Origin of the sequence: Falsirhodobacter sp. alg1 (genome assembly GCF_000739715.2) — a bacterium.
Classification (GTDB): domain Bacteria; phylum Pseudomonadota; class Alphaproteobacteria; order Rhodobacterales; family Rhodobacteraceae; genus Falsirhodobacter.
This window is the reverse complement of record NZ_BBJC02000007.1, coordinates 48,893-74,113: the sequence shown is the minus strand read 5'-3', so window position 1 is coordinate 74,113 and position 25,221 is coordinate 48,893. Positions and strand designations below refer to the sequence as shown.

24 protein-coding genes are annotated in these 25,221 nt (G+C 61.4%); 11 read left to right on the top strand and 13 right to left on the bottom strand.

Features of this window, described 5'->3' with window-relative positions:
• The first annotated feature begins 21 nt into the window (after nt 1-21).
• Complete coding sequence (locus tag TR36_RS12985; protein WP_153010568.1) at nt 22-825, top strand: glycosyl transferase; 804 nt, start codon at nt 22-24, stop codon at nt 823-825.
• 49 nt (nt 826-874) lie between these two features.
• Here the strand turns inward: TR36_RS12985 and TR36_RS12980 are convergent, their stop codons facing one another.
• On the bottom strand, nt 875-2,188 hold the full coding sequence (locus TR36_RS12980; RefSeq protein ID WP_045386790.1) for an MFS transporter: 1,314 nt from the start codon (nt 2,186-2,188) through the stop codon (nt 875-877).
• A 160-nt stretch (nt 2,189-2,348) separates the two neighbouring features.
• On the opposite strand from TR36_RS12980, the gene rlmJ reads away from it, so the two are divergent.
• The 10 genes from rlmJ (at nt 2,349) to TR36_RS12930 (ending at nt 11,693) form a co-directional block, all read left to right on the top strand.
• Complete coding sequence (rlmJ, locus tag TR36_RS12975) at nt 2,349-3,119, top strand: 23S rRNA (adenine(2030)-N(6))-methyltransferase RlmJ (protein ID WP_062763467.1); 771 nt, start codon at nt 2,349-2,351, stop codon at nt 3,117-3,119.
• 33 nt (nt 3,120-3,152) lie between these two features.
• The gene (locus TR36_RS12970; RefSeq protein WP_045386793.1) at nt 3,153-3,590 is read left to right on the top strand and encodes a TerB family tellurite resistance protein; all 438 of its coding nucleotides are present in this window, start codon (nt 3,153-3,155) and stop codon (nt 3,588-3,590) included.
• A gap of 67 nt (nt 3,591-3,657) precedes the next feature.
• Nucleotides 3,658-4,440 (top strand): ATP-binding cassette domain-containing protein, encoded by a 783-nt coding sequence (locus tag TR36_RS12965; protein WP_192841357.1) that lies wholly within the window; start codon nt 3,658-3,660, stop codon nt 4,438-4,440.
• Between the two features lie 25 nt (nt 4,441-4,465).
• The gene (locus tag TR36_RS12960) at nt 4,466-5,191 is read left to right on the top strand and encodes a transporter substrate-binding domain-containing protein (protein ID WP_045386798.1); all 726 of its coding nucleotides are present in this window, start codon (nt 4,466-4,468) and stop codon (nt 5,189-5,191) included.
• Between the two features lie 42 nt (nt 5,192-5,233).
• The gene (locus TR36_RS12955; protein ID WP_062763436.1) at nt 5,234-6,106 is read left to right on the top strand and encodes an ABC transporter permease; all 873 of its coding nucleotides are present in this window, start codon (nt 5,234-5,236) and stop codon (nt 6,104-6,106) included.
• Nucleotides 6,103-6,948, top strand: coding sequence for an ABC transporter permease (locus tag TR36_RS12950; RefSeq protein WP_045386804.1), 846 nt, complete (start codon nt 6,103-6,105; stop codon nt 6,946-6,948). The genes TR36_RS12955 and TR36_RS12950 overlap by 4 nt, the downstream gene beginning before the upstream one ends.
• A gap of 69 nt (nt 6,949-7,017) precedes the next feature.
• Nucleotides 7,018-7,692: a type 1 glutamine amidotransferase gene (locus tag TR36_RS12945; RefSeq protein ID WP_062763433.1), complete on the top strand. Its 675-nt coding sequence runs from the start codon at nt 7,018-7,020 to the stop codon at nt 7,690-7,692.
• A gap of 2 nt (nt 7,693-7,694) precedes the next feature.
• Nucleotides 7,695-9,050 carry a glutamine synthetase family protein gene (locus TR36_RS12940; protein WP_045386810.1) on the top strand — a complete coding sequence of 452 codons (1,356 nt, stop codon included), beginning with the start codon at nt 7,695-7,697 and terminating at the stop codon, nt 9,048-9,050.
• On the top strand, nt 9,047-10,315 hold the full coding sequence (locus TR36_RS12935; protein WP_062763431.1) for an FAD-binding oxidoreductase: 1,269 nt from the start codon (nt 9,047-9,049) through the stop codon (nt 10,313-10,315). The genes TR36_RS12940 and TR36_RS12935 overlap by 4 nt, the downstream gene beginning before the upstream one ends.
• A gap of 13 nt (nt 10,316-10,328) precedes the next feature.
• Nucleotides 10,329-11,693 carry an aminotransferase gene (locus TR36_RS12930; RefSeq protein WP_045386816.1) on the top strand — a complete coding sequence of 455 codons (1,365 nt, stop codon included), beginning with the start codon at nt 10,329-10,331 and terminating at the stop codon, nt 11,691-11,693.
• Here TR36_RS12930 and recN read toward each other — a convergent pair.
• From recN to TR36_RS12870, 12 genes are all read right to left on the bottom strand, one after another.
• Nucleotides 11,690-13,333, bottom strand: a complete 1,644-nt coding sequence (gene recN / locus TR36_RS12925; RefSeq protein ID WP_045386819.1) for a DNA repair protein RecN — start codon at nt 13,331-13,333, stop codon at nt 11,690-11,692. The genes TR36_RS12930 and recN overlap by 4 nt on opposite strands.
• 22 nt (nt 13,334-13,355) lie before the next feature.
• A complete protein-coding gene (locus tag TR36_RS12920; protein ID WP_045386822.1) occupies nt 13,356-14,192 on the bottom strand; it encodes an outer membrane protein assembly factor BamD in 837 nt (278 codons plus the stop codon).
• 114 nt (nt 14,193-14,306) lie between these two features.
• Nucleotides 14,307-15,227, bottom strand: a complete 921-nt coding sequence (lpxC, locus tag TR36_RS12915; protein ID WP_045386825.1) for a UDP-3-O-acyl-N-acetylglucosamine deacetylase — start codon at nt 15,225-15,227, stop codon at nt 14,307-14,309.
• Between the two features lie 191 nt (nt 15,228-15,418).
• Nucleotides 15,419-17,044: a cell division protein FtsZ gene (gene ftsZ, locus TR36_RS12910; RefSeq protein WP_045386828.1), complete on the bottom strand. Its 1,626-nt coding sequence runs from the start codon at nt 17,042-17,044 to the stop codon at nt 15,419-15,421.
• A gap of 181 nt (nt 17,045-17,225) precedes the next feature.
• Nucleotides 17,226-18,560 (bottom strand): cell division protein FtsA, encoded by a 1,335-nt coding sequence (ftsA, locus tag TR36_RS12905; protein ID WP_062763428.1) that lies wholly within the window; start codon nt 18,558-18,560, stop codon nt 17,226-17,228.
• A complete protein-coding gene (locus TR36_RS12900) occupies nt 18,557-19,435 on the bottom strand; it encodes a cell division protein FtsQ/DivIB (protein ID WP_045386831.1) in 879 nt (292 codons plus the stop codon). Before TR36_RS12900 ends, ftsA begins: the two co-directional genes overlap by 4 nt.
• Nucleotides 19,423-20,346 (bottom strand): D-alanine--D-alanine ligase, encoded by a 924-nt coding sequence (locus tag TR36_RS12895; RefSeq protein ID WP_045386834.1) that lies wholly within the window; start codon nt 20,344-20,346, stop codon nt 19,423-19,425. Before TR36_RS12895 ends, TR36_RS12900 begins: the two co-directional genes overlap by 13 nt.
• A gap of 38 nt (nt 20,347-20,384) precedes the next feature.
• Nucleotides 20,385-21,314 (bottom strand): UDP-N-acetylmuramate dehydrogenase, encoded by a 930-nt coding sequence (murB, locus tag TR36_RS12890; protein ID WP_045386837.1) that lies wholly within the window; start codon nt 21,312-21,314, stop codon nt 20,385-20,387.
• Complete coding sequence (locus tag TR36_RS12885) at nt 21,311-21,541, bottom strand: DUF2484 family protein (RefSeq protein WP_045386840.1); 231 nt, start codon at nt 21,539-21,541, stop codon at nt 21,311-21,313. Before TR36_RS12885 ends, murB begins: the two co-directional genes overlap by 4 nt.
• Nucleotides 21,541-22,938 carry a UDP-N-acetylmuramate--L-alanine ligase gene (murC, locus tag TR36_RS12880; RefSeq protein ID WP_062763426.1) on the bottom strand — a complete coding sequence of 466 codons (1,398 nt, stop codon included), beginning with the start codon at nt 22,936-22,938 and terminating at the stop codon, nt 21,541-21,543. The genes TR36_RS12885 and murC overlap by 1 nt, the downstream gene beginning before the upstream one ends.
• Complete coding sequence (murG, locus tag TR36_RS12875) at nt 22,938-24,044, bottom strand: undecaprenyldiphospho-muramoylpentapeptide beta-N-acetylglucosaminyltransferase (RefSeq protein ID WP_062763424.1); 1,107 nt, start codon at nt 24,042-24,044, stop codon at nt 22,938-22,940. The genes murC and murG overlap by 1 nt, the downstream gene beginning before the upstream one ends.
• Entirely contained in the window at nt 24,044-25,210 is a 1,167-nt protein-coding gene (locus TR36_RS12870) for a putative peptidoglycan glycosyltransferase FtsW (protein ID WP_045386848.1), read from the bottom strand. The genes murG and TR36_RS12870 overlap by 1 nt, the downstream gene beginning before the upstream one ends.
• Nucleotides 25,211-25,221: the final 11 nt, after the last annotated feature.

Genomic DNA, 25,221 nt, shown 5'->3' with positions numbered 1-25,221 from the left:
CAAAGAATAAAGAGGACGTCGATGAAACAGGTGATCTGCATAAATTGGGGTACCAAATACGGCCCCCCCTTCATCAATCGCCTCTATGCAATGGTGGCGCGCAACATCACACCACCGTTCCGCTTTACCTGTTTTTGCGACAATACGGACGGCATCCGCCCCGAGGTGGATTGCCAACCCCTGCCTGAAATCGATTATGAAATCCCCGTCACACGCAAAGGGATCTGGCCCAAATCACGGCTGTGGGGTGCAACCCTTGGCGATCTGTCGGGTCCGGTCCTGTTCATGGATCTGGATGTCGTCGTTACGGGAAACCTTGACGATTTCTTCACCTATGGGGATCCGGATCAGGTGATCCTGTCGCGCAATCCTGCCAAACCGTTCGAGCGGCTTGGCCAGACATCCGTCTTCCGCTTTCCGGTCGGCAAACTGCTCCCGTTGCAAGAGCAGTTCAAAGCCAACCCGCTGGCCATTGCCGAGGAGTATGGGTACGAGCAGCGTTTCGTCACGCGCAATGCCCCCGGCGGGATCGATCTGTTCCCCAAGGCATGGGTGCGCCACTTCCGCTATCAATGCGTTCCGCCATTCCCGCTGAACTTCGCCTTTGCTCCGCGCCTTCCCAAGGATGCGCGCATCGTCATATTCCCGGGCGGCGTTTTTCCCGAACAGGCCATTGCAGGGGGCTGGCTGGGGCGTGAGGGATGGAGCCTGTCACGCCATCTGAAAAACATGTCCAACAAACCCCATAAGGACGGCTCCACATGGCGATACCTGCGCCACTGGATGAAACCATCCCCTTGGGTCGCCGACGCATGGCGCGAATGAAAAAGGCCGCCCCAAGGGGCGGCCTTTTCCGATTGGCAATCGAGTACGCTCAGATCTCGCCCTTGCGCGATGCCATGATGCAGATCACCGTAATGACGGCCGAGGCGAACAGATACCAGCCAACAGCCTCAAGCCCGAAGTGCCGCTGCAGATAAGTGGCGGCATAGGGAGCAAGCGACGCACCGAAGATCCCGGCAAAGTTGAACGTCATCGATGCCCCGGTATAGCGCACACGCGTCGGGAAAGGTGCGGCCAGAACCGTACCGATCAGGCCGTATGTGATACCCATCAGGCCCATGGCCACGATCACGAAGATAATGATCCCGCCGATGCCCATGCCCCAGAGCGGTGCCAGTGCAAAGGAGAACAGGGCGATCAGGGTCGTGACCCCGATCAGAACCTGCCGACGGCCAAGGCGGTCGCCCAGCTTGCCCGCAAACGGAATGGCCAGACCGAAGATAACGGCACCGATCACCTGGATCTCGATCGCGCGGGTCAGCGGCATCCCGATGATCTTGGTGTTGTACGACAGAAGATAGGCCGTACCGATGTAGAACAGGACGAATGTCGCCAGCGCCACGAACGTTCCCAGAAACAGGCTGCGCTTGTGGTTGCGGAACAGCTCTGCCGCCGGAACCGCAACGCGGTCATGGCTGTCGATGGCTTTCTGGAACGCCGGAGTTTCGGTAATCGACAGGCGAACCCACAGACCGATGAAGATCAGCAGCGCCGATGCAAGGAAAGGTGCGCGCCATACGCCGCTTTCAGCGATCCACAGGCTGGCGGTCTGCCCTTCGGGAACAAAGTACAGGATGGTCAGGAACACGCCCGATGCAAGGAACAGGCCGACCGGCGCACCCAGCTGCGGGAACATGCCGTACCAGCTGCGCTTGCCCGGAGGGGCGTTTTCCGTCGCGATCAGAACCGCACCACCCCATTCACCGCCAAGGCCGAACCCCTGGCCGAACCGGCACAGGGCCAGGAACAACGGGGCAAGCACGCCCACGCTGGAATAGGTCGGCAACAGGCCGATGATGACCGTCGATATGCCCATCGTCAGAAGGGCCGCCACCAGGGTTGCCTTGCGGCCGATGCGGTCACCGAAGTGGCCGAAGACCAGGGCCCCGAAAGGGCGGGCAAAGAATGCGATGGAGAACGTGGCGAAAGAGGCCAGCAGCGCGGTCATCGGATCGCTGTTCGGAAAGAACAGTGCCGGGAAGACCAGAACGGCGGCCGTGGCGTAGATGTAGAAGTCGTAGAATTCGATTGTGGTGCCGATCAGACTGGCCGCCAACACGCGCGACGGCTTGTTCAGCGGCTGCGTGCTGCCGGTGCCTGCTTCGGACGTCGTGAAGTCGGTCATGGCAAGTTTCCGGTTTGAATGTCAGGATGGGGCGTTAGCGCAATTTTCGATCCGTTGAAAGCTGTTTTGTGACGCTTTTGTTACCCAGCCCGGATTTTATGGCATTTCAGCATCTTCATGCGCCCTTGCCGTCCTGCAATTAGGGCGCTAGCTGGTGCTGATGCTGTCATATCAACATATGTATCACGCCGGAAATCTGGCCGACGTCCAGAAGCACGCATTGCTGTGCTTCATGCTGGAATATCTGACCCGCAAGGATAAACCGCTTACCTATATCGAGACCCACGCCGGGCGCGGCCTGTACCGGCTGGATGCCGAGGAGGCCGTGAAGACGGGCGAGGCTGAAAAAGGGATCGGCGCGATCGAGGATGCCTTTCCTGCCGATCACCCCTACCGTCAGCGCCTTGCGGAAACGCGGGCCCGTTGGGGAAACAGCGCCTATGCTGGTTCCCCGCTGCTGGCCGCCCTGTCCCTGAGGGACGACGACAAGATGCATCTGGCAGAGCTGCACCCGCAGGAGCACCGCCTGCTATGCGAGGTCATGACCCCGTGGTGGCCACATATCCAGCGCAAGGATGGCTTCGGCATGGCGCAGGCGCTTACCCCGCCTACCCCCCGCCGCGGGATGATGCTGATCGATCCTTCCTACGAGGTGAAGGAGGATTACGATACCACCCCCGATTTCATCGCCACCGTTGCCCGCAAGTGGAATGTAGGGATCATCGCGCTCTGGTATCCGATCCTGACGGTGGGCTGGCACCACGCGATGCTGGACAAGCTGACAAACCGTTTCCCCAACGCCCTGCGCCACGAGGTCCGCTTTCCAGCGGCACGTGACGGACACAAGATGGTCGGCTCAGGCATGTTCATCATCAACGCGCCCTATGGAACCGACGAAGAGGCGGCGCGGCTTACACGAATTTTTGCCTAGACACCCGCGCATCCTGCGCCATCTATGGTCCCTATGTTCGAACAGCTATTGCACCGCCTCATATCGCCCAGCCCGAACCGGCTGCCCGAACCGGACCAGCGCCTGGCCCTTGCCGCGCTTCTGGTCCGGATAGCCCGCGCCGACGGAAACTATTCCGAGGGTGAGATAACACGCATAGACCGTGTGCTGGCCCACAGGCACGGCCTGTCCCACACCGATGCCGCCGCCCTGCGGACGGAGGCCGAGGCGCTGGAGGCGCAGGCCCCCGATACCGTCCGCTTCACCCGCGCGCTGAAGGATGCCGTACCGGTGGTGGAGCGTGACGCCCTGATGCAGGCGCTCTGGGCCGTCGCGCTGGCAGATGGCAATCGTGACGCCGAGGAGGATCAGGTCATCCGCCTTGTGGCGAAACTTCTGGGCGTTACCGATCAGGAATCCGCCATCGCCCGACAAAAGGTGCAGAAGGGCTGACATATTCGCGATTGCGTCGCAGTCCCTCCTGCGCATATCTTTACGACAGTTTGATGTGAGAGGCACTGTGACCCCAACCCCATCCGCACCGGTGATCGAGGTTCGGAACCTCCACAAGGCCTATGGCGACCTGACTGTTCTCAAGGGCGTGGACCTGACCGCGCCCAAGGGTCATGTCATTTCGCTGATCGGGTCTTCCGGCTCGGGCAAATCCACGCTCCTGCGCTGCTGCAACCTGCTGGAGGACAGTCAGGAAGGCGGCATCCGCTTTGAGGGGGAGCCTGTCAAATGGCAGGGAACCGGACATGACCGCCGCCCGGCCGATCGGGCGCAGGTGCGGCGCATCCGGACGAATCTGTCCATGGTGTTCCAGCAATTCAATCTGTGGGGGCATATGACTGTCCTGCAGAACGTGATGGAGGCGCCGGTCACGGTTCTGGGCCACCCGAAGGACGAGGTGGAGGAGCGTGCCCGCAGGTATCTGGCCAAGGTCGGTATCGGCGACAAGGCCGATGCCTGGCCCGCCCAGCTGTCCGGTGGGCAGCAGCAGCGCGCCGCGATTGCGCGTGCCCTGTGCATGGAGCCCCGCGCCCTGCTGTTCGATGAACCCACCTCGGCGCTTGATCCCGAACTGGAACAGGAAGTCGTGCGCGTGATCCGTGCGCTGGCCGATGAGGGGCGCACGATGATCATCGTGACGCATGATATGAAGATGGCGGCCGATTGCTCCGACCATGTCATCTTTCTGCATCAGGGCCTGATCGAAGAACAGGGCCCCCCGGAAACACTTTTCAACAACCCCCAATCCGCCCGTCTCCGAGGGTTCCTCTCGGCCGGGGGGAACGGGTGATAATCATAAAAACAGGGAAACCGTCATGAAAAAGATACTTCTTGCCTCTGCCTTGATTGCGGCTTCGGCTGGTTTTGCCAGCGCACAGGATACGATCCGTCTTGCAACCGAGGGCGCCTACCCTCCCTTCAACCTGATCAATGATTCCGGCAAGCCCGACGGATTCGAGGTCGAGCTGTTCGACAAGATGTGCGAAATGGCCGAGGTCAAATGTGAATGGGTCGTGACGGATTGGGACGGCATGATCCCGAACCTGCAGTCGGGCAACTATGACGCCATTGTTGCAGGCATGTCGATCACGGACGAACGCCGTGAAGTCATCGACTTTACCCAGAACTACTATCCGCCGGCAAAATCGGCCTATGCAGCCATGGACCCGGATGCCGACATCAAGGGCGGTGTCGTCGCGGCCCAGATCAACACGATCCAGGCAGGGTATGTTGCGGAATCGGGTGCGACGCTTCTGGAATTCGCCACCCCTGACGAGGCTGTTGCCGCAGTCCGCAATGGCGAGGCTGACGCGGTTTTTGCCGACAGCGACTATCTGAAGCCCGTTGTCGAGGAATCGAATGGCCAGTTCGCCTGGATCGACCAGCCCGTTCCCTTGGGTGACGGCATCGGCATGGGCGTCCGCAAAAGCGACACCGAGCTGAAGGCGACATTCGACGCGACCATCCAGACCATGAAAGACGACGGTTCACTGAACGAGCTGATGTCCAAATGGTTCGGCGACGAAGCCCCCCAATTCTGATAAAGGCGCGCGGGGAGATTTTCCCCGCGCACCGGATGCCCCATGTTCGCTTATTGCGCTGATCCCAAATCCCTCGAAGGCCTGCAATGGCTGTCCTGCTACCTCACGTCGGGGTCGCACATGTCATTCTATGCCTCTTTCCTGACTGTACTGGTCCTGCTGGCGGTAACGGCCCCGGTCGCGCTTGCCTTCGGCTATGCCGGTGCGATGGCGGGCCGGTCCGGTGCCGCCCCCCTGCGCTGGCTGGGCAAGGGATACATGGCCATGGTTCGGGGCATTCCCGACGTCGTCTTCTTTCTGTTCTTCGTGGTCGCGCTGGATCAGGGTCTGGAATACGTCCTGCATTTCGCCCGCTGTTCGGATTGGGCAGAGCCTGTGCGCCAAGGGCTCGAATTCCGCGTATGCCCCGCGGCCAAGATCCCCCCGAACAACGCGCCACAGGTCGTGCACCAGATTTACGGCTTCGCGCTGGCAGTCCTGACATTCGCCATCGTCTTCGGGGCATTTGCTGCCAATGTGCTGACCGGTGCAATGAAGGCTGTTCCCCGTGCGCAGCTGGAAACGGCCGAGAGCTACGGGATGAACAACCGGCAAATCAATCGTCGCATTCTGGTTCCTCAGATGTGGATCTATGCGCTGCCCGGCCTGTCGAACCTGTGGATGATCCTGATAAAGGCCACGCCGTTGCTGTTCATCCTGGGCGTACAGGACATCGTCTATTGGGCGCAGCAGTTGGGATCGATGAAGACGCAGGCCTATTCCTATCCGCACCCTGACTGGCGCCTGGGGTATTTCCTGTCACTGCTGGTATTCTATCTCTGCATGACCAAGGCTTCGGAATTGGTACTGGACCGCATCACGGCCCGTCTTTCGCGCGGTCAGGCCATCGTCAAACAATCCGGGGCGTCGGCATGAGCTGCCTTGATACCATCCACAGCTATGCCTTCCGCTCGTTGGGATACGGCGAGCGTCTGTTGCCCCGTGAGGGGTTCGATCTGTGCCAGCATGTCACGCTGATCGGCTCCGGCCTGATCCTGAATGTGTATTTCGCGATCGTCGCCCTTGCCGCAGGCTTCATCCTTGCCACGGCGCTGGCTGTCGGGAAGACATCGCGCCACGCGCTGATCCGCAAACCCTGCGAATGGTTTATCTTCCTGTTCCGCGGCTCCCCGCTCTTTATCCAGTTCTTTGTGGCCTACCAGCTTCTGGTCATGCTGCCGCGTGCCGGCATTACGGTCCCCCTTGGCCTTTTCGAGCTGACGTTGAACACCAACTGGATCACCCGCGCATGGGCCGGGGCGGCGATCGTGCTGTTCCTGAATACTTCCGCCTATACCGCCGAGATCTTTGTGGGTGCGCTGCGCACCGTTCCGCGCGGGGACATGGAGGCCGCCGCAGCCTATGGCTTTACAGGCTGGCGGCGGTTCCGGCGGATCCAGTGGCCAACAATGATGCGCCTTGCATGGCCCGCCTACACCAATGAGGCCATCTTTCTTCTGCACGCCACGACCCTTGTCTTCTTCTCCGGGTTTCCTGCGTTCCAGCAGCGGGGTGATGCCCTTTATTATGCCAGCTATTTCGCCGGAAAAACATTCAACCCCTTCATCGCCTATCCGATTGTAGCGGTCTATTTCATCATCCTTACCCTGTTCATCACCTGGGTGTTCGGCCTGGTGGGCCGCTATTTGAACCGCCATCTGCCCACCAATGAACGCCAGCGCCGCCGCCCGCGATTGCTGCCGCAGATCATCCGCTGATCAGGGACCGCTGGACGCCGCCCCCGCCATGTGACTAGGTTGGGGGCGAACCTAATCTGGACGGATTCCATGCTGATCGGCATTTTGCAAACTGGCGACGCACCCGACGATATAAAAACGAAAATCGGTGACTACCCCGACATGTTCGAGGCCCTTCTGGCCGGAAATGGATTTACCTTCCGGACGTGGCGGGTCACCGACATGGATTTCCCGACAGATGTGCATCAGGCCGACGGCTGGTTGATCACCGGATCCCGCCATGGCGTGTACGAGGACCATGCCTTCATCGCCCCGCTGGAAGATCTCATCCGCAATATCTATGCCGCGCGCGTGCCGCTGGTCGGCATCTGCTTTGGCCATCAGATCATCGCGCAGGCCTTGGGCGGACGGGTCGAGAAATATGCGAATGGCTGGTCCGTAGGCGCCACGGATTATGAGTTCGAGGGAGAGACGCTGACCCTCAACGCATGGCATCAGGATCAGGTCGTTGCCGTACCGGAGGGCGCGAGGGTTCTGGCAAGCTCGGCCTTCTGCGCGAATGCCGCAATGGTGTACGATGATCGTGCCCTGACCATTCAGGCCCATCCCGAATTTTCCGACGCCGCCGTAGAAGGTCTGATCCATCTGCGTGGCGCCACTGTCCCTGCCGAACGGATTGCGGATGCAACCGCCCGCCTGGGGCAACCAAATGCCCGCGAACCCATGGCGCGTCGCATTGCCGATTTCTTCATGCAGCCGAGGTAGACATGACACACTGGACCGAAAAAATGCCTGAAGCAGCCCGCGAATACATCGCAGGCCGCCGTCTGGATGAGGTGGAGTGCATCGTCTCGGATGTGGCGGGCGTCGCACGCGGCAAGGCCATGCCCGCGTCCAAATTCGAAAAGCAGAAAAGCTTTTTCTTACCCAACTCCATCTTTCTGCAGACGATTACCGGCGAATGGTCGCAGAACCCGACCGGGGCATTTACCGAGCCGGACATGATCCTTTACCCCGATTATTCCACGGCCAGTGCAGCCCCCTGGACGGCGGATGTGACCATTCAGGTGATCCACGACGCGATGACCCAATCGGGTGAACCAGTCGCCTCCGCCCCGCGCAACGTACTGAAACGCGTGGTGAAGCTCTATAACGATCAGGGCTGGTCGCCTGTCGTGGCACCTGAAATGGAATTCTTCCTTGTTGCCAAGAATATCGACCCGAACATGCCGGTAATGCCGCCCATGGGTCGTTCGGGCCGCCGTGCTGCAGGCCGGCAGGCCTATTCCATGAGTGCGGTCGATGAATACGGCAAGGTGATCGATGACATTTATGACTTTGCCGAACTGCAGGGGCTGGAAATCGACGGGATCCTGCAAGAGGGCGGCGCAGGTCAGGTAGAGATCAATCTGGCCCATGGCGATCCTGTCCGACTGGCCGACGAGATATTTTTCTTCAAGCGCCTGATCCGCGAGGCCGCCCTGCGGCATGATTGCTTTGCCACATTCATGGCCAAGCCGATCGAGGGGGAACCGGGCTCGGCCATGCATATCCACCATTCCGTCACGGATATGGTGACCGGAAGGAATATCTTCTGCGACGAAAACGGACTGGAGTCCGAATCCTTCCTGCATTTCATCGCTGGCATGCAGACCCACCTGCCTGCCGCCGTGGCGCTGCTGGCCCCCTACGTCAACAGCTATCGCCGTTACATCCCCGACTTTGCCGCCCCCATCAATCTGGAGTGGGGTCGCGACAACCGCACCACTGGATTACGCATCCCGATTTCCGACCCGGATTCTCGCCGTCTGGAAAACCGGCTGGCGGGGATGGACTGCAACCCCTACCTCGGGATCGCGGCATCGCTGGCCTGCGGCTATCTTGGCCTGATGGAAAAGAAGAACCCGCGTTCGGAATGTATCGGCAACGCATACATGAGCGAGACCGACCTGCCCTACAACCTTGCCGATGCGCTGGACCTGCTGGAGGAGGATACCGCGCTGCGCGAAATTCTGGGTGAGGAGTTCTGCAAGGTCTATGATGTCGTGAAACGAAACGAATACCGCGAATTCCAAGGCGTCATTTCGCCGTGGGAGCGGGAGCATCTGTTGCTGAACGTATGAACCTGCTGACCGTCAACGACCAACCCGGCGCCTACCCTCCCAGCTGGTACGCCGCGACAGCCACCCCCCTGCCGGCGTTTGCGCCACTGCAAGGGGCCACGCGCGCGGATGTCTGCATCGTGGGGGCGGGTTACACCGGCCTGTCGGCCGCCCTGCATCTGGCCGAACGTGGCTTTGATGTTGTGGTGCTGGAGGCGCAGCGCGTGGGCTGGGGGGCCTCGGGGCGCAATGGCGGTCAGGTTGGCAGCGGTCAGCGGCGGGAGCAGGACGATCTGGAGGCGATGCTGGGCATGAACGATGCCCGCCATCTATGGAATCTGGCCGAAGAAGCGAAAACCCTTCTGCATGATCTGATTGCAAGGCATGATATTCCGGCCGGCTATCGCCCCGGCATCGCCCACGCCTGCCGGACTACGGCAGAGGTCGATCATGCCCGCCGATATGCCGAAAAGCTGGCCAAGGACTATGGTTACGATCAGGTGCAGCCCGTCGATGCGGCACGAATGGCGGATCTGCTTGGGACCGATGTGTACAAGGGGGGCGATCTGGATCAGGGCGCTGGCCATGTCCATCCGCTGAACCTTGCGCTTGGCCTGGCCCGCGCCACTCGCGCCCGCATTCACGAACGCAGCACCGTCACCCGTCTGGATGGTACCACAGTTCACACCGAAAACGGTCATGTGCAGGCGGATCACGTCATCCTCGCCTGCAACGGCTATCTGGGGGCATTGGAGGGGGGCGTCGCCGCCCGTGTCATGCCCATCAACAACTTCATCGTTGCAACCGAACCTGTGCCCGGCCTTATGGCGCCAGTGGCCGCCTGCGATACGCGGTTCGTCGTGAATTACTGGCGGATGTCGGATGATAACCGGCTGCTGTTCGGGGGCGGCGAAAGCTATGGCTACCGTTTTCCCGATATCATCAAGACAGTCCGCAAACCACTGCTGAAGGTATATCCGCAGCTTGCCGATGCGCGGATCGACTATGCCTGGGGCGGAACACTGGCCATTACCATGAACCGGATGCCCTGCTTCCGCAGGGTGGCAAGGGGCGTACTTTCGGCCTCGGGCTATTCTGGGCATGGTGTGGCAATGGCCACGATGGCCGGCAAGATCATGGCCGAGGCTGTGGCCGGAGAAGCGGGCCGTTTCGACCTGATGGCCCGCCTGCCCCAGCACCGCTTTCCGGGGGGATCTGCCCTGCGCTCCCCTCTTCTGGCGCTTGCCATGACATGGTATGGATTACGTGACCGCCTAGGACTCTGACAGGAGATACTCCGTGCCGAACGACCGACCGAACAGCTGGGATCGCCGCGCCGAGGCCCATACGCTCTACGGCTTTACCGACCTTCCCACCATCGCCGCCCGCGGCACCGTGGTCGTGGAACGGGGCGAAGGCCCATATATCGTCGATACCGAAGGACGGCGTTATCTGGATGCCAACTCCGGCCTCTGGAACATGGTCGCGGGGTTCGACAACCCCGTGCTGGCCAAGGCCGCTTCGGATCAATATGCCAAGCTTGGCGGTTACCACGCGTTTTTCGGGCGGATGTCCGATCAGACAGTGATGCTTTCGGAGAAGCTGGTCGAACTGTCCCCCTTTGATCGCGGTCGCGTCTTCTACACCAATTCGGGGTCCGAAGCGAACGACACGCTGGTCAAGATGCTGTGGTTTCTGGCAGGGGCCGAAGGTCAGCCACAACGTCGCAAGATCATCACGCGTACCGGCGGCTATCACGGTGTAACAGCCGTTTCCGCATCAATGACCGGCAAGCCCTATAATTCGGTTTTCGGCCTGCCGATGCCCGGCTTTATCCATGTCGGCTGCCCGCATTACTGGCGCTTCGGTCAGGAAGGCGAAACGGAGGCGCAATTCACCACACGCCTGGCCCAGGAACTGGAGGCGACGATCCTTGCCGAAGGGCCGGACACCATCGCTGCCTTTGTGGCCGAACCGGTCATGGGCGCCGGTGGCGTGATCCCGCCCTCTGCCGGTTATTTTCAGGCGATCCAGCCGATTCTGAAACGTCATGGCATTCCCCTGATCTCGGATGAGGTTATTTGCGGATTCGGGCGTACCGGTGCGATGTGGGGCTGCGAGACCTATGATTTCGTTCCGGACGCGATCATCGCGTCCAAGGCGCTGACGGCCGGTTATTTCCCGATGGGTGCCGTCATTCTGGGGCCCGAACTGTCAGACCGTATCCACACCGCATCCGAGGCGATCGAAGAGTTTCCGCATGGATTCACCGCTTCGGGCCACCCGGTCGGTTGCGCCATCGCGCTCGCGTCCATCGGCCTGATCGAGGGGGGGCTGGGAGAGAATGTGCGCGCATTGACACCTGCCTTCGAAGCGGGCCTTGCCCGGCTGGCCGAGCATCCGAATATCGGGGAATGGCGCGGCAAAGGTCTGATGGGCGCGTTGGAAGCCGTGCAGGACAAGGCCACGAAAACCCCCTTTGCCGGCAATCTCTCGGTCAGCGAGCGGATCGCCAATGCCTGTACGGACCACGGGCTGATCTGCCGCCCGCTTGGTCAATCCATCGTGCTGTGCCCGCCGTTCATCTGCACCGAAGCCCATCTGGAAGAAATGTTCGGCAAACTGGAAGATGCATTGAAACAGGTTTTTGCCGAAGTGGCCTAACCCGCCAACAGGTCGCGCGCAGCCTCGCGCGCGGCCTCGGTGATCGTATCACCCGCCAGCATCCGGCCTACCTCGTCCACCCGCTGCGCCTCGTCCAGCGGAACGACGGTAGAAGTGGTCATTCCACCCCGAACCCGTTTTTCCACACGCCAATGGTGGGCGCCCAATGCCGCAACTTGGGGCGAATGCGTAACGACCAAAACTTGGCCCCCTTCGGCCAATGCCTTCAGGCGACGGCCCACGGCATTCGCAGTGGCTCCGCCCACACCCCGGTCAATCTCATCAAAGATCATCGTCACATCGCGCGCATCGCCGGTCAGGCAGACCTTCAGCGCCAGCAGGAAACGGGACAGCTCCCCGCCCGATGCAATCTTGTTGAGCGGTCCGGGCGGTGCGCCGGGGTTGGTGGCCACGGTAAAGGCGACATGATCGGCCCCTTCCGGGCCCGGTTCTACCGGTGTGACTAATGTCTCGAAAACAGCCCGTTCCATTTTCAGCGGCGCAAGTTCGGCGGCCATCGCCTTGTCCAGTCGCAGAGCCCCCTTGCGACGCACAGACGTCAGTTTTTCCGAAGCGGCCCGATAGGCAAGATCGGCCTCGGTCACCACGCGGCGCATGGCGGCAATGTCACGCTCTCCGCCATCCAGCGCTGCAAGACGCCGCCGGAGATCATCGGCAAAAACCGCAAGATCATCGGCCAGAACATCATGCTTTCGTGCCAAGGCCCGGATTGCAAACAACCGCTCTTCGATCTGTTCCAATTCCGTCGGGTCGAAATCCAGCGCCGAAAGGCAGTTTTCCACCCCCTGCTGCGCCTCACCCAGTTCCATCTGTGCGCGGGTCAGCGCGGCAAGCGCGGCCTCCAACCGCCCCTCGGCCCGGTCGGAGGCGCCTTCAAGCCAGCGGGCGGCATCGGTCAACAGGCCCTCCGCACCCTTGTCGGACATGGCCTGATGGGCGCGGATCACATCGTCCCGGATCCGCTCCGCCCCCTGCATGGCACGGCGGCGGATATCAAGACCGGCCTCTTCGCCCGGCTGCGGATCCAGCTTGTCCAGCTCGGCCACAGCGTGCCGCAGGTAATCCTCTTCGGCGCGGATCAGCGCAAGGGCAGCCTCGGCGTCGGCCAGAACACGGCGGGCCTGTCCCAGATCATACCAGGCCCGGCGCACAGGGCTGATGTTGGAATCCGAAAATACATCCAGCATCTGCCGGTGGCCGCGCGGGTTCAAAAGCCCGCGATCATCGTGCTGACCGTGCAATTCGATAAGCGCGTCGGACAAGGCACGCAGAACCTCGCCCGATACACGGCGGTCATTCACCCAAGCGGTCTTGCGGCCATCCGTGTGGTTGACGCGGCGAAGGATCAGTTCCTCATCCGCCTCGATCCCCGCTTCATCCAACACCGCGCGTGCCGCATGGCCCGCCGGAAGGTCGAAAACGGCTGTAACCTCGCCCTTTTCCGCGCCAGCCCGGACCAGTTCCGCCCGGCCCCGCCAGCCCAGAACAAAGCCCAGCGAATCCAGCAGGATCGACTTGCCGGCCCCTGTTTCCCCTGTCAGGACGTTCAGCCCCGGCTGGAACGCCAGAGAAAGCCGCTCGATGATGAGCATGTCACGAATATCAAGCGTACGGAGCATCAGATCCCCCCGGCAGGTGCTGTCAGAGCCACTCACCCCGGATCGTCTGACGATAGACCGAGGAAAGCCAGTTGTTGCCGGTCACTTTCGGATTCAGCCCACGGCCGGTCAGCAGACGATAGGTATCATCATAGAAGGGAGACGAGCGATAGTTATATCCGAGAATTGCCCCGGCCGACTGCGCCTCGTCGTTGAAGCCAAGTGCCAGATATGCCTCCACCAGACGGTGCAGCGCCTCGGGCGTCTGGCTTGTGGTCTGATATTGCTCCACCACCGAACGGAAACGGCTGATTGCTGCAGGATAATTCTGCTTTTTCAGATAGTAGCGGCCGATTTCCATCTCTTTTGCAGCAAGATGGTCAAAGGCCACATCGAATTGCAGCGACGCGGTGCGTGCATAGGGGCTGTCAGGATATTTCTCCATCACAGTCCGCAGGGATTGCAATGCCTGAAATGTCAGGCCCTGATCACGCCCCACTTCATCGACCTGATCGTAATAAGACAGCGCGAGCAGATACTGGGCATAGGCCGCATCCGGATCGGCGGGATAGGTATCAAGGAAGCGCTGCGCCGAATTCCGGGCCTCTTCATATTCCTTGGCCTGATGGTAGGCATAGGCCTGCTGGATCAGCGCACGTTTGGCATATTGGGTGTAGGGATAAAGCCGTTCGATTTCGGACAGGTAGCGGATTGCCTGCTCTGGCTCCGCATCGACCATGGCCACACCCTGGGAGTAAATCTGCTCGGCGGACATTGCTTCAAAGTTCGGGCCTTTGTCTTTTCCGCCGCCGCACCCGGCGAGCAAACCCAACACCAGCGCCGTGCAAAGCACCCGCCCGCCTGACTTACTGCCTGCCATGTCTTGCCATTCCTCGTGGGTTTCCGTTCGCCGTACCTTGAGGCAAGGCACAGTGTTCGGGATGTCGTAGCACAGATAAATCCGGGTGGCAAAATGCCTTTGTCCGGAAAACCATCAGGCCACGGCAGCCAGATCAGCGCGAACAACACCTACGCCGGGCAGTTTGAGGCCGGTTTGCGGGCCGCATTCGACCATTTTCCACGCGCCACGACGAGCGAACAGGGCATGCAGCAAACGGTTGGTCATCGCGTGACCGGCCCGAATGCCTGTATATCGGCCCAAAACCGGCCCGCCGGCCAAGGACAGATCGCCAAGCGCATCCAGCATCTTGTGACGCACCGGCTCATCCGGGTGGCGCAAACCGCCCGGGCTGACGACGTGATCGCCATCAAACACAACAGCGTTATCCACCGTACCGCCCAATGCCAGACCGTTGGCCCGCATCGCATCAACGTCGGACTGGCGGCAGAAGGTGCGGCTGTCGCACAGTTCGCGTACAAATGCGCCATTCGACATGTTCAGGTTCTTGGACTGATGGCCAATCGCCCGCTCGGCGAAGTCGATCTCAAAGTTGATTTCCATCATCTCTGCCGGCTCCAAACGGGCGATGGCATCCCCTTCGCGCACTTCAACCGTGTCCATGACCCGAATTGCGCGAACCGGCACCATCTGCTCCCGCAGACCGGCGGCAAGAAAACGCTCAACAAACATCGCAGCCGAACCGTCAAGGATCGGAACTTCGGGCCCGCTGATCTCGATCAGCGCGTTATGAATACCGCAACCGGCAAGGGCGGCTGTCACATGCTCCACCGTCGAAACAGTCGCACCGGCAGCGTTTGCCAATAGAGTGCAAAGCTTCGAAGGAACGACCGCATCCCAACGTGCGGGGATCAGTGCATCGCCTTCCTTCAGGTCTGTACGACGAAACCAGATACCGTAATCCGCCGATGCTGGCCGTACAGTCATGCGCACCGGACGCCCGGTGTGAAGGCCGAGGCCCGTGAAAGTAGCTGCGGATTTGAGAGTGCGTTGCATAGCAAACACCTTCCTTGGTTCTGGATCGCGACATCAAGCCGCCTTGTTAGGATAGGTAGGAAATCACGCGTCCAGTCTCAACTCACTCTTTGTGACGCCATGTGACAACAGCACACACAAGCCATAAACGACTGAATTAAAAAGAAAAAGCCCGGCGCTACGGCCGGGCCTTGATAATGGATGTAACGGAATTAATTCGCTTGTCGACGCAGGAAGGCCGGAATCTCGATACGTTCCTGGTCCGGATTCGGCGCCTGATCCTCGTCATAGGCGACCTGCTGTTGCGGGCGCGAGGGGGCACGTTCGGGCTGGTGCGGCTCCGAGTGGCCGGCCATACGGTTGATCAGAGACCCAATTCCGAAACGCGCTTTTTCTGCCGGCGGCTGCTGACGCGGTGCAGGTTCCGACGGACGCGGGGGTGCCGCTGCAGCGGAACCACGTGGCGGCACTTTGCTTACGGCAGCGGCCAGGCGCGCCATCGTATCCGGCGAAGGTGTTCCAGCCTCGGTCGCAGCCTGACGCGGGCGCGGCGCGACGAAGGAAGACGCATCATCGTTCACCGAAGGAGCGCGTTGCGCGCGCTGTTGCACCGGAGGCTGGGGTGCAGCCGCAGGTTGCGGACGATATGCGGGCGGCGGCAGATCATCGCCCTGATCATCGTGCGATGCCTCTTCCGGCGCGTGTTCGAACATGGTCCGGCCCGAAGGCTGTGCAGGCGGCTGCGGCGCTGGTGCCGGCTGGCGTGCTGCCGGCTGTGCGACACTGCGCGCTTCGGGTGCGGGTGTCGGGGCCGGTGTGGCCAGCGGTTGCGCCAGCGGGCGGCGCTGTGGCGTGGATTCGATCTGCGACTTTGCCGCCTCGATGCCCGTTGCAACAACGGAAACGCGGATGCGTCCTTCCATCGTGGTATCGAGCGTCGACCCTACGATAATGTTCGCATTCTCGTCGACTTTGTTGCGGATGGTTTCCGCAGCTTCGTCCAGCTCGAACAGCGTCAGATCGTAGCCGCCGGTGATGTTGATGAGAACACCCTTGGCGCCCGTCAGGCTGACTTCGTCCAGCAGCGGGTTGGCAATCGCCTTCTCGGCCGCCATCTTCGCGCGCTCTTCGCCCTCGGCCTCGCCCGTACCCATCATGGCCTTGCCCATCTCGTCCATCACCGCGCGAACGTCGGCAAAGTCGAGGTTGATAAGGCCCGGACGGACCATCAGGTCGGTCACACCTTTCACACCCTGATACAGCACGTCATCGGCCATTGCGAAGGCTTCGGTAAAGGTGGTGCGGTCATTCGCCAGACGGAACAGGTTCTGGTTCGGAATGATGATGAGCGTGTCGACGACCTTCTGCAGTGCATCGATGCCCTCATCGGCCTGACGCATCCGCTTGTTGCCCTCGAACTGGAAGGGTTTGGTCACGACACCGACGGTCAGCACACCCAGTTCACGCGCGGCCTGCGCGATGATCGGCGCGGCGCCCGTACCCGTGCCACCGCCCATACCGGCGGTGATGAAGCACATATGCGCGCCTGCCAGATGGTCCACGATCTCCTCGATCGTTTCTTCTGCAGCGGCAGCTCCTACAGAAGGACGCGCGCCCGCACCCAGACCTTCGGTAACCTTAAGGCCCATCTGGATCTTGGCCGTGGCATTGCTTTGCTGCAACGCCTGCGCATCTGTATTCGCCACAACGAATTCGACGCCCTCAAGCTGCTGCTCGATCATGTTGTTGACCGCGTTGCCCCCGGCCCCGCCCACACCGAAAACGGTAATGCGCGGCTTCAGTTCTTCCTGTTGGTCATTCATCAGAGTGAGACGCATCGTTTTCCGCCTGTGTTCAAGTTTTGCGCGGCACCGTTCGGGGGCACCCTTATTGGGATTTGACGTCGATTTTAGTCATAAAAGCCATTGTTCGTCACCCTGAAAAGCGGGGTAATTCACAATTTATAGCTATTTTCGAAGGCAGTTCGGCGGTATCCTGCCGTTTTGACAGGATATCCGGTTACCAGTTTTCCTTGAACCAGCGGAATGCCCGTTTGAGCGACTTTGCCGGATAACGTTCGGTCGGAATTTCGAAATCCCACCACTCATCCTGGGGGTGCGCCGCAAACAGGCACAGCCCTACAGCGGAGGCGAAGGCAGGTCCCGTTACCTGATGCGGCAACCCCTGAACCCGTAGCGGACGCCCCAAACGCACGCGCTGCCCGAGGATGCGGCTTGCAAGCCCCTCCAGCCCCGGAACCTGGCTGGCGCCGCCGGTCAGCACGATCTGCTGGCTGGGAAGATGGTCGAATCCCGCAGCATCCAGACGCACGCGCACCTCTTCCAGAATCTCCTCGACCCGGGGACGCATGATGCCGATCAGTTCCGTCCTGCTGACGGTACGGCTGTCCTTGTCCCAATCGCCGGTATCCGCGCCGATCGGAATCATGTCGCGATCATCCATGCCCGTGGCGTGGATGCCGCCCTTCAGGGTCTTGATCTTTTCGGCCTGGGCCAGCGGGATCTGCAATCCCTTGGCGATATCGGAGGTGACATGATCGCCGCCCATCCGCACCGTGTCGGAATAGATCATATGCTTCTTGATAAAGATCGACAGCCCGGTAGAGCCACCGCCCATATCGATACAGGCCGCCCCCAGTTCCTGCTCGTCCTCGACCAGGCTCGAAACACCGGAGACATAGGCAGAGGAGGCGATCCCAGCCAATTCCAGATCGCACCGCTTGATGCAGTACAGAAGGTTCTGCACCGTTCCGGCATCCACAGACAGCATATGCATGTCGCAGGCCAGCCGGTTGCCGATCTGCCCGCGCGGATCACCAAGCCCGGTCCGGTGGTCCAGCGCAAAGTTGACGGGCTGGGCATGCATCACTTCGCGACCGATACCGATATCGGGCACCTCGCAGGCAGACAGCACGCGCGCCACATCCTGCTCGCTGACCACGGAGTCCTGCAACTCCCATTCCCCAGCCAGACCATAGCTGCGCGGATCCCCGCCCGAAAAGCTGGCGATGACATGGTCGACCCGCACGCCTGCCATTTTCTGGGCACCCTGAACGGCGGTCCGGATCGCGCGTTCGGTTTCATTCATCACGCTGATCTCACCGAACCGCACCCCCCGTGACCGGGTGCTGGCCGCACCGATCACGCGAAACTGGCTCTGCCCCGCCATGGACCCGACACCGTCCTGTTCCCGCATCCGGTCAGGCCCGTCAAACCGCAGAATCAAACAGGCGATCTTGGTTGAGCCGACATCCAGAATGGCGATGACGCCGCGCTGGATCGCTGCCCGCCGCATGTTCCGCATTGCCCGTTGAGACTGGTATAGATCGGTCATAGGCCCCCGCTTGCGTTTGCGTCCCGCGCCCGACGACGCTCGGCCAAGGCATTTGGCGCCAGTCGGAGTATGGGACGATCCTTGAGTCTGAAATCGATGGTCGTAATATCGCGTGCCAGCAGATCCTCGGCCTTATCCAGCGCAAGTATCCGCTCCAAGGCCGGTACAGGTGCGGTGACCGGCAGCATGATGCGCTGACCGCGGTCCAGCACGATGTCCCACCGCCGCTCTCCCATCCGGACAAAACCGCGCACACGCGGCATGATCGGCTCGGCGGCGGACAGAAGCGCCAGCAGTTCGGGGATATCGCGGTCGGCACCGGTGCCCGTCACCAAAGGCAGGTCTGCCCGATCGTTCCGTTCGGCGACCAGCATCACGCGGTGCCCGTCCTTGTCCAACAACTCCACATTTGCAGCCGAGCGCCACACCACCACGGGCACACGCTCCACCACATTCACATCCAGAACACCCCCCGGAGAGACGCGCAGCGATACATCCTGCACCGCGTTCAGCGTCATGATCTGTTCGCGCAGGGCCGGCATATCCAGATCAAAGGAGCTTTGCGGTTTATCCAGATCCAGCATCCGCCGGATGGTTTCGGCCAGCTGCGGTGAGGCCCCGTCGATATGCATGACGCTGACCATGAATTCCGGGCGGTCCTGAAACGTATCAAGAACAGATTCGTAAGCTGCGGCAATTTCCGCCCGGCGCGTTTCGCTGGACAGATAGAGGGCAACAACACCCACCGAGAGGACAAGGGGCAAGCCGGTCCGGACAAGGCGGCGGTAGACAGGTGTCAGCATCATCCGCTGGACGCGGTAGGCGAAACGGCTAGGCGCAGGGTCCCTGCGTGGAGGCCGGTTCATCGGTTGCATGACGCATCCTTCACCAGCCAATCACAAAGTTCCGCAAATGAATACCCGCAATGGGCCGCCTGCTCCGGCGCAAGCGATGTCGGCGTCATTCCGGGCTGGGTATTGGTTTCCAGCAGGATCAACCCCTCAAGCCCGCGGGATTCATCCCAGCGGAAATCGGTCCGGCTTAGCCCGCGGCACCCCAGAACCTGATGCGCGCGCAGGGCGTAATCACGGCAGGCAGCCTCGATCTCGGGCGGAATCTGCGCCGGGATCACATGACGGGAGCCACCGGGGCGATATTTCGCGTCGTAATCATACCAGCCGTCGGTCAGGATGTCCGTCACGGCAAGGACCCGGTCGCCCAGAACCGAGGTGGTCATCTCGCGCCCCGGAACGAAGGTTTCGACCATCACGTACTCAGGCATCTCGGCCGAAAGAACGGGCGGGCCGTTGGCCGCATCACTGACCAGATAAACGCCGACGGAAGACCCTTCGCTGTTCGGCTTCACCACATAGGGGGGCGGCAGGACGTGCCCGGCCTCTACCTCGGAGCGGTGTGCGATACGGCTTTCGACCACCGGCAGGCCTGCAAGGGCAAAGGCGGCCTTGCTGCGCGTCTTGTCCATCGCCAGCGCCGAAGCCAGCACGCCGGAATGGGTATAGGGGATCCGCATCCATTCAAGAATGCCCTGAACGCAGCCATCCTCTCCCCAGCGTCCGTGCAACGCATTGAAAACGACATCGGGGGCAATCTCGGTCAGCCGTGCATAAATGTCGGCGGAAGCGTCAAGCTCTACCACCTCATATCCTGCTTGCCGCAGGGCTGCCGCGCATTCGCGCCCTGTGCTGAGTGAGACCTCGCGCTCGGCGGAGGGACCCCCCATCAGTACTGCAACCTTGCGGACTGTCCTGCCAGACATGCCCGCCATTTCACTGCCTCGACACGGCCGTTGACCGGCTCGTAAAATTATTGTGGATCAGCAGGTTCTCCGACCCGCATAATTTCCCACTCTAACTCAAGAGAAGTCGTTTCGGAAACCCTCTTTCTGACAAATTCGCCCAGATTTTCCAGATCGGCGGCGGTGGCCGACCCCGTGTTGATCATGAAGTTGGAATGCTTGGGGCTCATCTGTGCGCCACCCAGGGTTGCGCCCCGCAATCCGGCATCATCAATGACCTTCCACGCCTTCAATTCATGCGTATCATCGGCCCGACCGGTCGAGGAAAAACCTGCGGGATTACGGAACGTGGACCCCGCGCTCCGGTCCTTGGTCGGTTGGGTTTCGTCACGCTTGGCCAATTGCGCCGCCATGCGGTCGGCCAGTTCTGCAGGATCGCCCGGCGCTGCGCGGAAAACCGCCTCCACGATCACCCAGCCCTCCGGGATCTCGGACTGGCGATAACGCAGGCCCAGATCGGCAGCGGGAACCGTAACCCGTTCCCCTGCCCTGTTGATTGCCCGAACCTCCAGCAGATGATCGGCAACATATGTACCGTAGCAGCCCGCATTCATCCGCACGGCCCCACCAATGCTGCCCGGAATGGTGCGCAGGAACGTCAGGTCCAGACCCGCCTCTGCGGCGCGCCGTGCCACATGCGCATCCAGCGCCGCCGCCCCCGCAATCACCAGATCCCCCTCGGTCCGGATAGAGTTGAACCCGCGGCCAAGACGAATGACCACGGCGCGCAGACCACCATCGCGCACGATCAGATTGGAGCCGACGCCGATCGGAAACACCGGCACATCCGGCGGCAAGTCCGCGAGAAACTGCGCCAGGTCATCTTCGTCCGCAGGCTGGAAAAGCCAATCCGCGGGCCCGCCCACACGCAGCCACGTCAGTTCGGCCAGGGATCGATTCGCGGTCAGGGTGCCGCGCACGGCGGGAAGTTCGGTCATTGTACGGCTCGCTGTGCCCTGCGGCGCACTGCCCGCAGCGGTGTTCGCAAAAGAAAGAGGCAGAATGCCAGTGTGACCAGACCCACCAAGGGCCCGGATTGCCATGTCACCATCCCCACCATGGGGATACCGGTCAAGACCAAGGCCCAACCGGTTGGCGCATGCACCCGGAAACTGGCAACAATCGCGACCGTGAACCACAGTGCCGCAAAGATCAGTGCCGTCATCAGGCCATCCGTCCGGGCAGCGCATTTGCCCATGACGAGATTGTGCCCGCACCGAGGCAGACAACCATATCCCCCGGCCGGGCCTGTTCGCGGATCAGACGTTCCAGATCCTCTTCGGACAGGATGGCGCGGGCATGGCGATGCCCGTGGGCCACAAGGCCCGCCACCAGATCATCCCGCCCTGCGCCCGGAATCGGATCTTCGCCGGCCGCATAGACATCCGAGATCGCCACCACATCTGCCTCGTTGAAGCAGGTGCAGAAATCATCGAACAGCCCGGCCAGACGGGAATAGCGGTGCGGTTGATGCACGGCAATCACGCGCCCTTTAATCGCCTGACGCGCTGCGCGCAGAACGGCGGCAATCTCGACCGGATGGTGGCCGTAATCATCGATGATGGTCACACCGCCCAGAACCTCGCCCACCTTGGTGAAGCGGCGGTTGACGCCCCCGAAGGCGGCCAGTGCATTGCGGATTTCGCTGCGCTTCATGCCCAGATGGCGGGCAACCGCAACCGCCGCGAGGGCATTCGATACGTTATGATCGCCCGGCATCGGCAGTGTACAATTCTCGATCACCGTATCTTCGGCCTGCAACGCCACATCGAAATGCGCCACACCGTTTTCATAGGTCAGGTTGATGGCCCGCACATCCGCCTGCGCGTTGAACCCGAAGGTGACGATGCGGCGATCGGTGATGCGGCCCACCAGTGCCTGAACCTCGGCATGGTCGGTGCAGCAGACCGCCAACCCGTAGAACGGAATGTTGGTTACGAAATCGGTAAAGCCTTTGCGCAACGCATCAAAGCTGCCCCAATGCTCCATATGCTCGGGGTCGATATTGGTGACGATCGCGATCGTGGCCGGCAGGCGGTTGAAAGAGCCGTCGGATTCGTCGGCCTCCACCACCATCCATTCGCCGGCCCCTGCCCGAGCGTTGGAACCATAGGCGTGGATCACGCCACCGTTTATGACGGTGGGGTCGAACCCACCCTTGTCCAGCAGCGTCGCCACCATGGTGGTTGTCGTGGTCTTGCCATGCGTTCCGGCCACCGCGATGTTGGAGCGCATCCGCATCAGCTCGGCCAGCATTTCCGCCCGCCGCACAACCGGCAACTGGCGCAGTCGCGCCTCCTCCAGCTCGGGGTTGCCCTTCTTGATGGCCGATGAAATCACGACGACAGCCGCATCACCGATGTTCTCGGCACTCTGGCCCACGAAAACGGTCGCGCCCAGCTCCACCAGACGGTCCGTGATCTTTGATGCCTTGGAATCCGACCCCTGCACCTGATAGCCCAGTGTCATCAGCACCTCGGCGATGCCGGACATGCCGATGCCACCGATACCGACAAAGTGAATGGGGCCCAGTTCTCCGGGCAGTTTGGTTGCGGCGTTCATCATTCCGTCCTTGCAAGAGCCTCGACCACCTCGACCAGATGCTGCGTTGCATCAGGGCGGCCAAGGGCACAGGCATTGTCGGCCATTCGCGTGGCCATGGCAGGCTGCGTCAGAATGGCGGTGATATTGGTCCGCAGCGTGGCGGCATCCAGCCCCCGCTCCGGCAATGAAATTGCGGCATCCACGTCGACCAGCCCGCGCGCATTTGCAGTCTGGTGATCCCCCAGTGCGGCGGCAAAGGGGATCAGGATCGCTGGGCGGCCGATTGCCGTGATATCCGCGATCGAAGAGGCCCCCGCCCGGGAAATGACCAGCTGCGCGGCATCGATCCGCTCGGGCACATCGGTAAAGAACGGCTGCACATCCGCCACGATTCCGGCCTGCCCATAGCTTTGGACCACCGCATCCGCATCCTCGCCCCGGGCCTGATGCGATACCTGCAAACGGGAGCGCAATGCCTCGGGCAGCCCGGCCAGCGCCTCGGGCACCAGCGTTGACAGAACGCGCGCACCCTGGCTTCCGCCGATGACCAGAACCGAAATTGGGCCTGTATCCGGGGCACGATACATCGCCCCCGCATGCTCCAGCACGGATTCGCGAACCGGATTTCCGGTATGGATCCCGATCAGCCCCTTCGGCAGTTCGGTCGGCCACATGCCGCAGGCAACATGGGCAACATGCGGCGCAAACAGGCGGTTCACGCGACCCAGAACACCGTTCTGTTCATGGATCATGCGCGGTCGGCGCAGCAGCCACGCGGCACCAAGCGCCGGAATGGACGGATACCCGCCAAACCCTACCACAACCGCCGGACGATCGCGCCGTTGCGCCCGCAATGCCCCGAACACCCCCTGCAGGATGCGGAACGGCACGGCCAGTTTTGCCAGACGGCTGCCCCGCGCAAAGGTTGCCGAGGTGACCTGTTCCACCACCACAGCCTTGGGGAAACCGCCGGTATAGCGGGCACCCCGCGCATCGGTTGACAGGACAACCCGCCAACCCTTTTCGATCATCGCCTCGGCAAGGGCCTGTGCGGGAAACATATGACCGCCGGTCCCCCCTGCTGCGATCAACAACAAGGGAGCGGTGTCGCGCGGTTGGTTCATCAGCGGCCCCGCTTGAACAGAATATCGCTCATTTCACCCTGAGGGCGGCTGCGTGTCAGCGCCAAGAGCATGCCGACGGTAATCCCCGCCGCGATGACGGACGACCCACCATAGCTGACGAACGGCAGGGTCATCCCCTTGGCCGGCAGCAGGCGGACGGCAACGCCCATGTTGATCATGGCCTGAACCCCGAAGATGCAGGCCAGACCGGTTCCTGCCAGACGGATGAACGGATCACGTTCGCGCATCAGCCGGAACAGGCTCCGCACAACGATGGTGGCGTAAAGGGCGATGATGCAGAGTACAAGGATCAGGCCGTATTCCTCGGCAGCAACGGCAATGATGAAATCGGTATGCGCATCGGGCAGTGACCATTTCACCTGCCCCTCGCCCACGCCGACCCCAAAGAACCCGCCTTCGACAATGGCATTCGTTGCATAACCAAGCTGTGTCCGCGGATCCAGATCAGGGTTCATGAACCCGTCGATCCGGCGTGCGAAGTGTTCGGAGCTTTCGTAGAACAGCGTGCCGGCAAAGACGACCGCCGCCATGAAGCTGCCGATCAGCACCATCGGCGCACCTGCGACGAAATAGATCACGCTCCACCCGAACAGGATCAAGGCCGTCTGCCCGAAGTCGGGCTGCATGGCCAGAAACCCCGAAATCACCGTCAGCATCGCAAAGGAAATCCGCTTACCGGGCGGGCCGTTCACTTCCTGCCCCGCCGCCATCAGCCATGCTGTGACGATGATGAAGCCGGGCTTCAGGAATTCCGACGGCTGGAAAGAGGCAAAGCCAAGGCTGAACCAGCGGATCGCCCCCTTGCCGAAATCCGTTCCGAACATGGGCAGCAGGATCAGTGCCACGAACGACGCAAGAAACCCGAGGACCCCCAGGCGCCGGATCATGTCGGGCGACATCATGGACATGGTCACCATCGCGACCATTGCCATCCCCCCGAAGAACATTTGCCGTTCCACGTAATAGAACGGGGGCAGCCCGTTGCGTGTGGCCAGAGGAACCGACGCCGCCAGCGCCAGCAAAAGCCCGATGCCGAACAGCACGAAGATAGAGGTCAACGACCACTTGTCGATCGTGCGCCACCAGCGCGGGAGAACCGGTTCCGATGCCCGCGCGGGAATCGCACCATGGACCATCTCAGTCATGGGGTATGCCT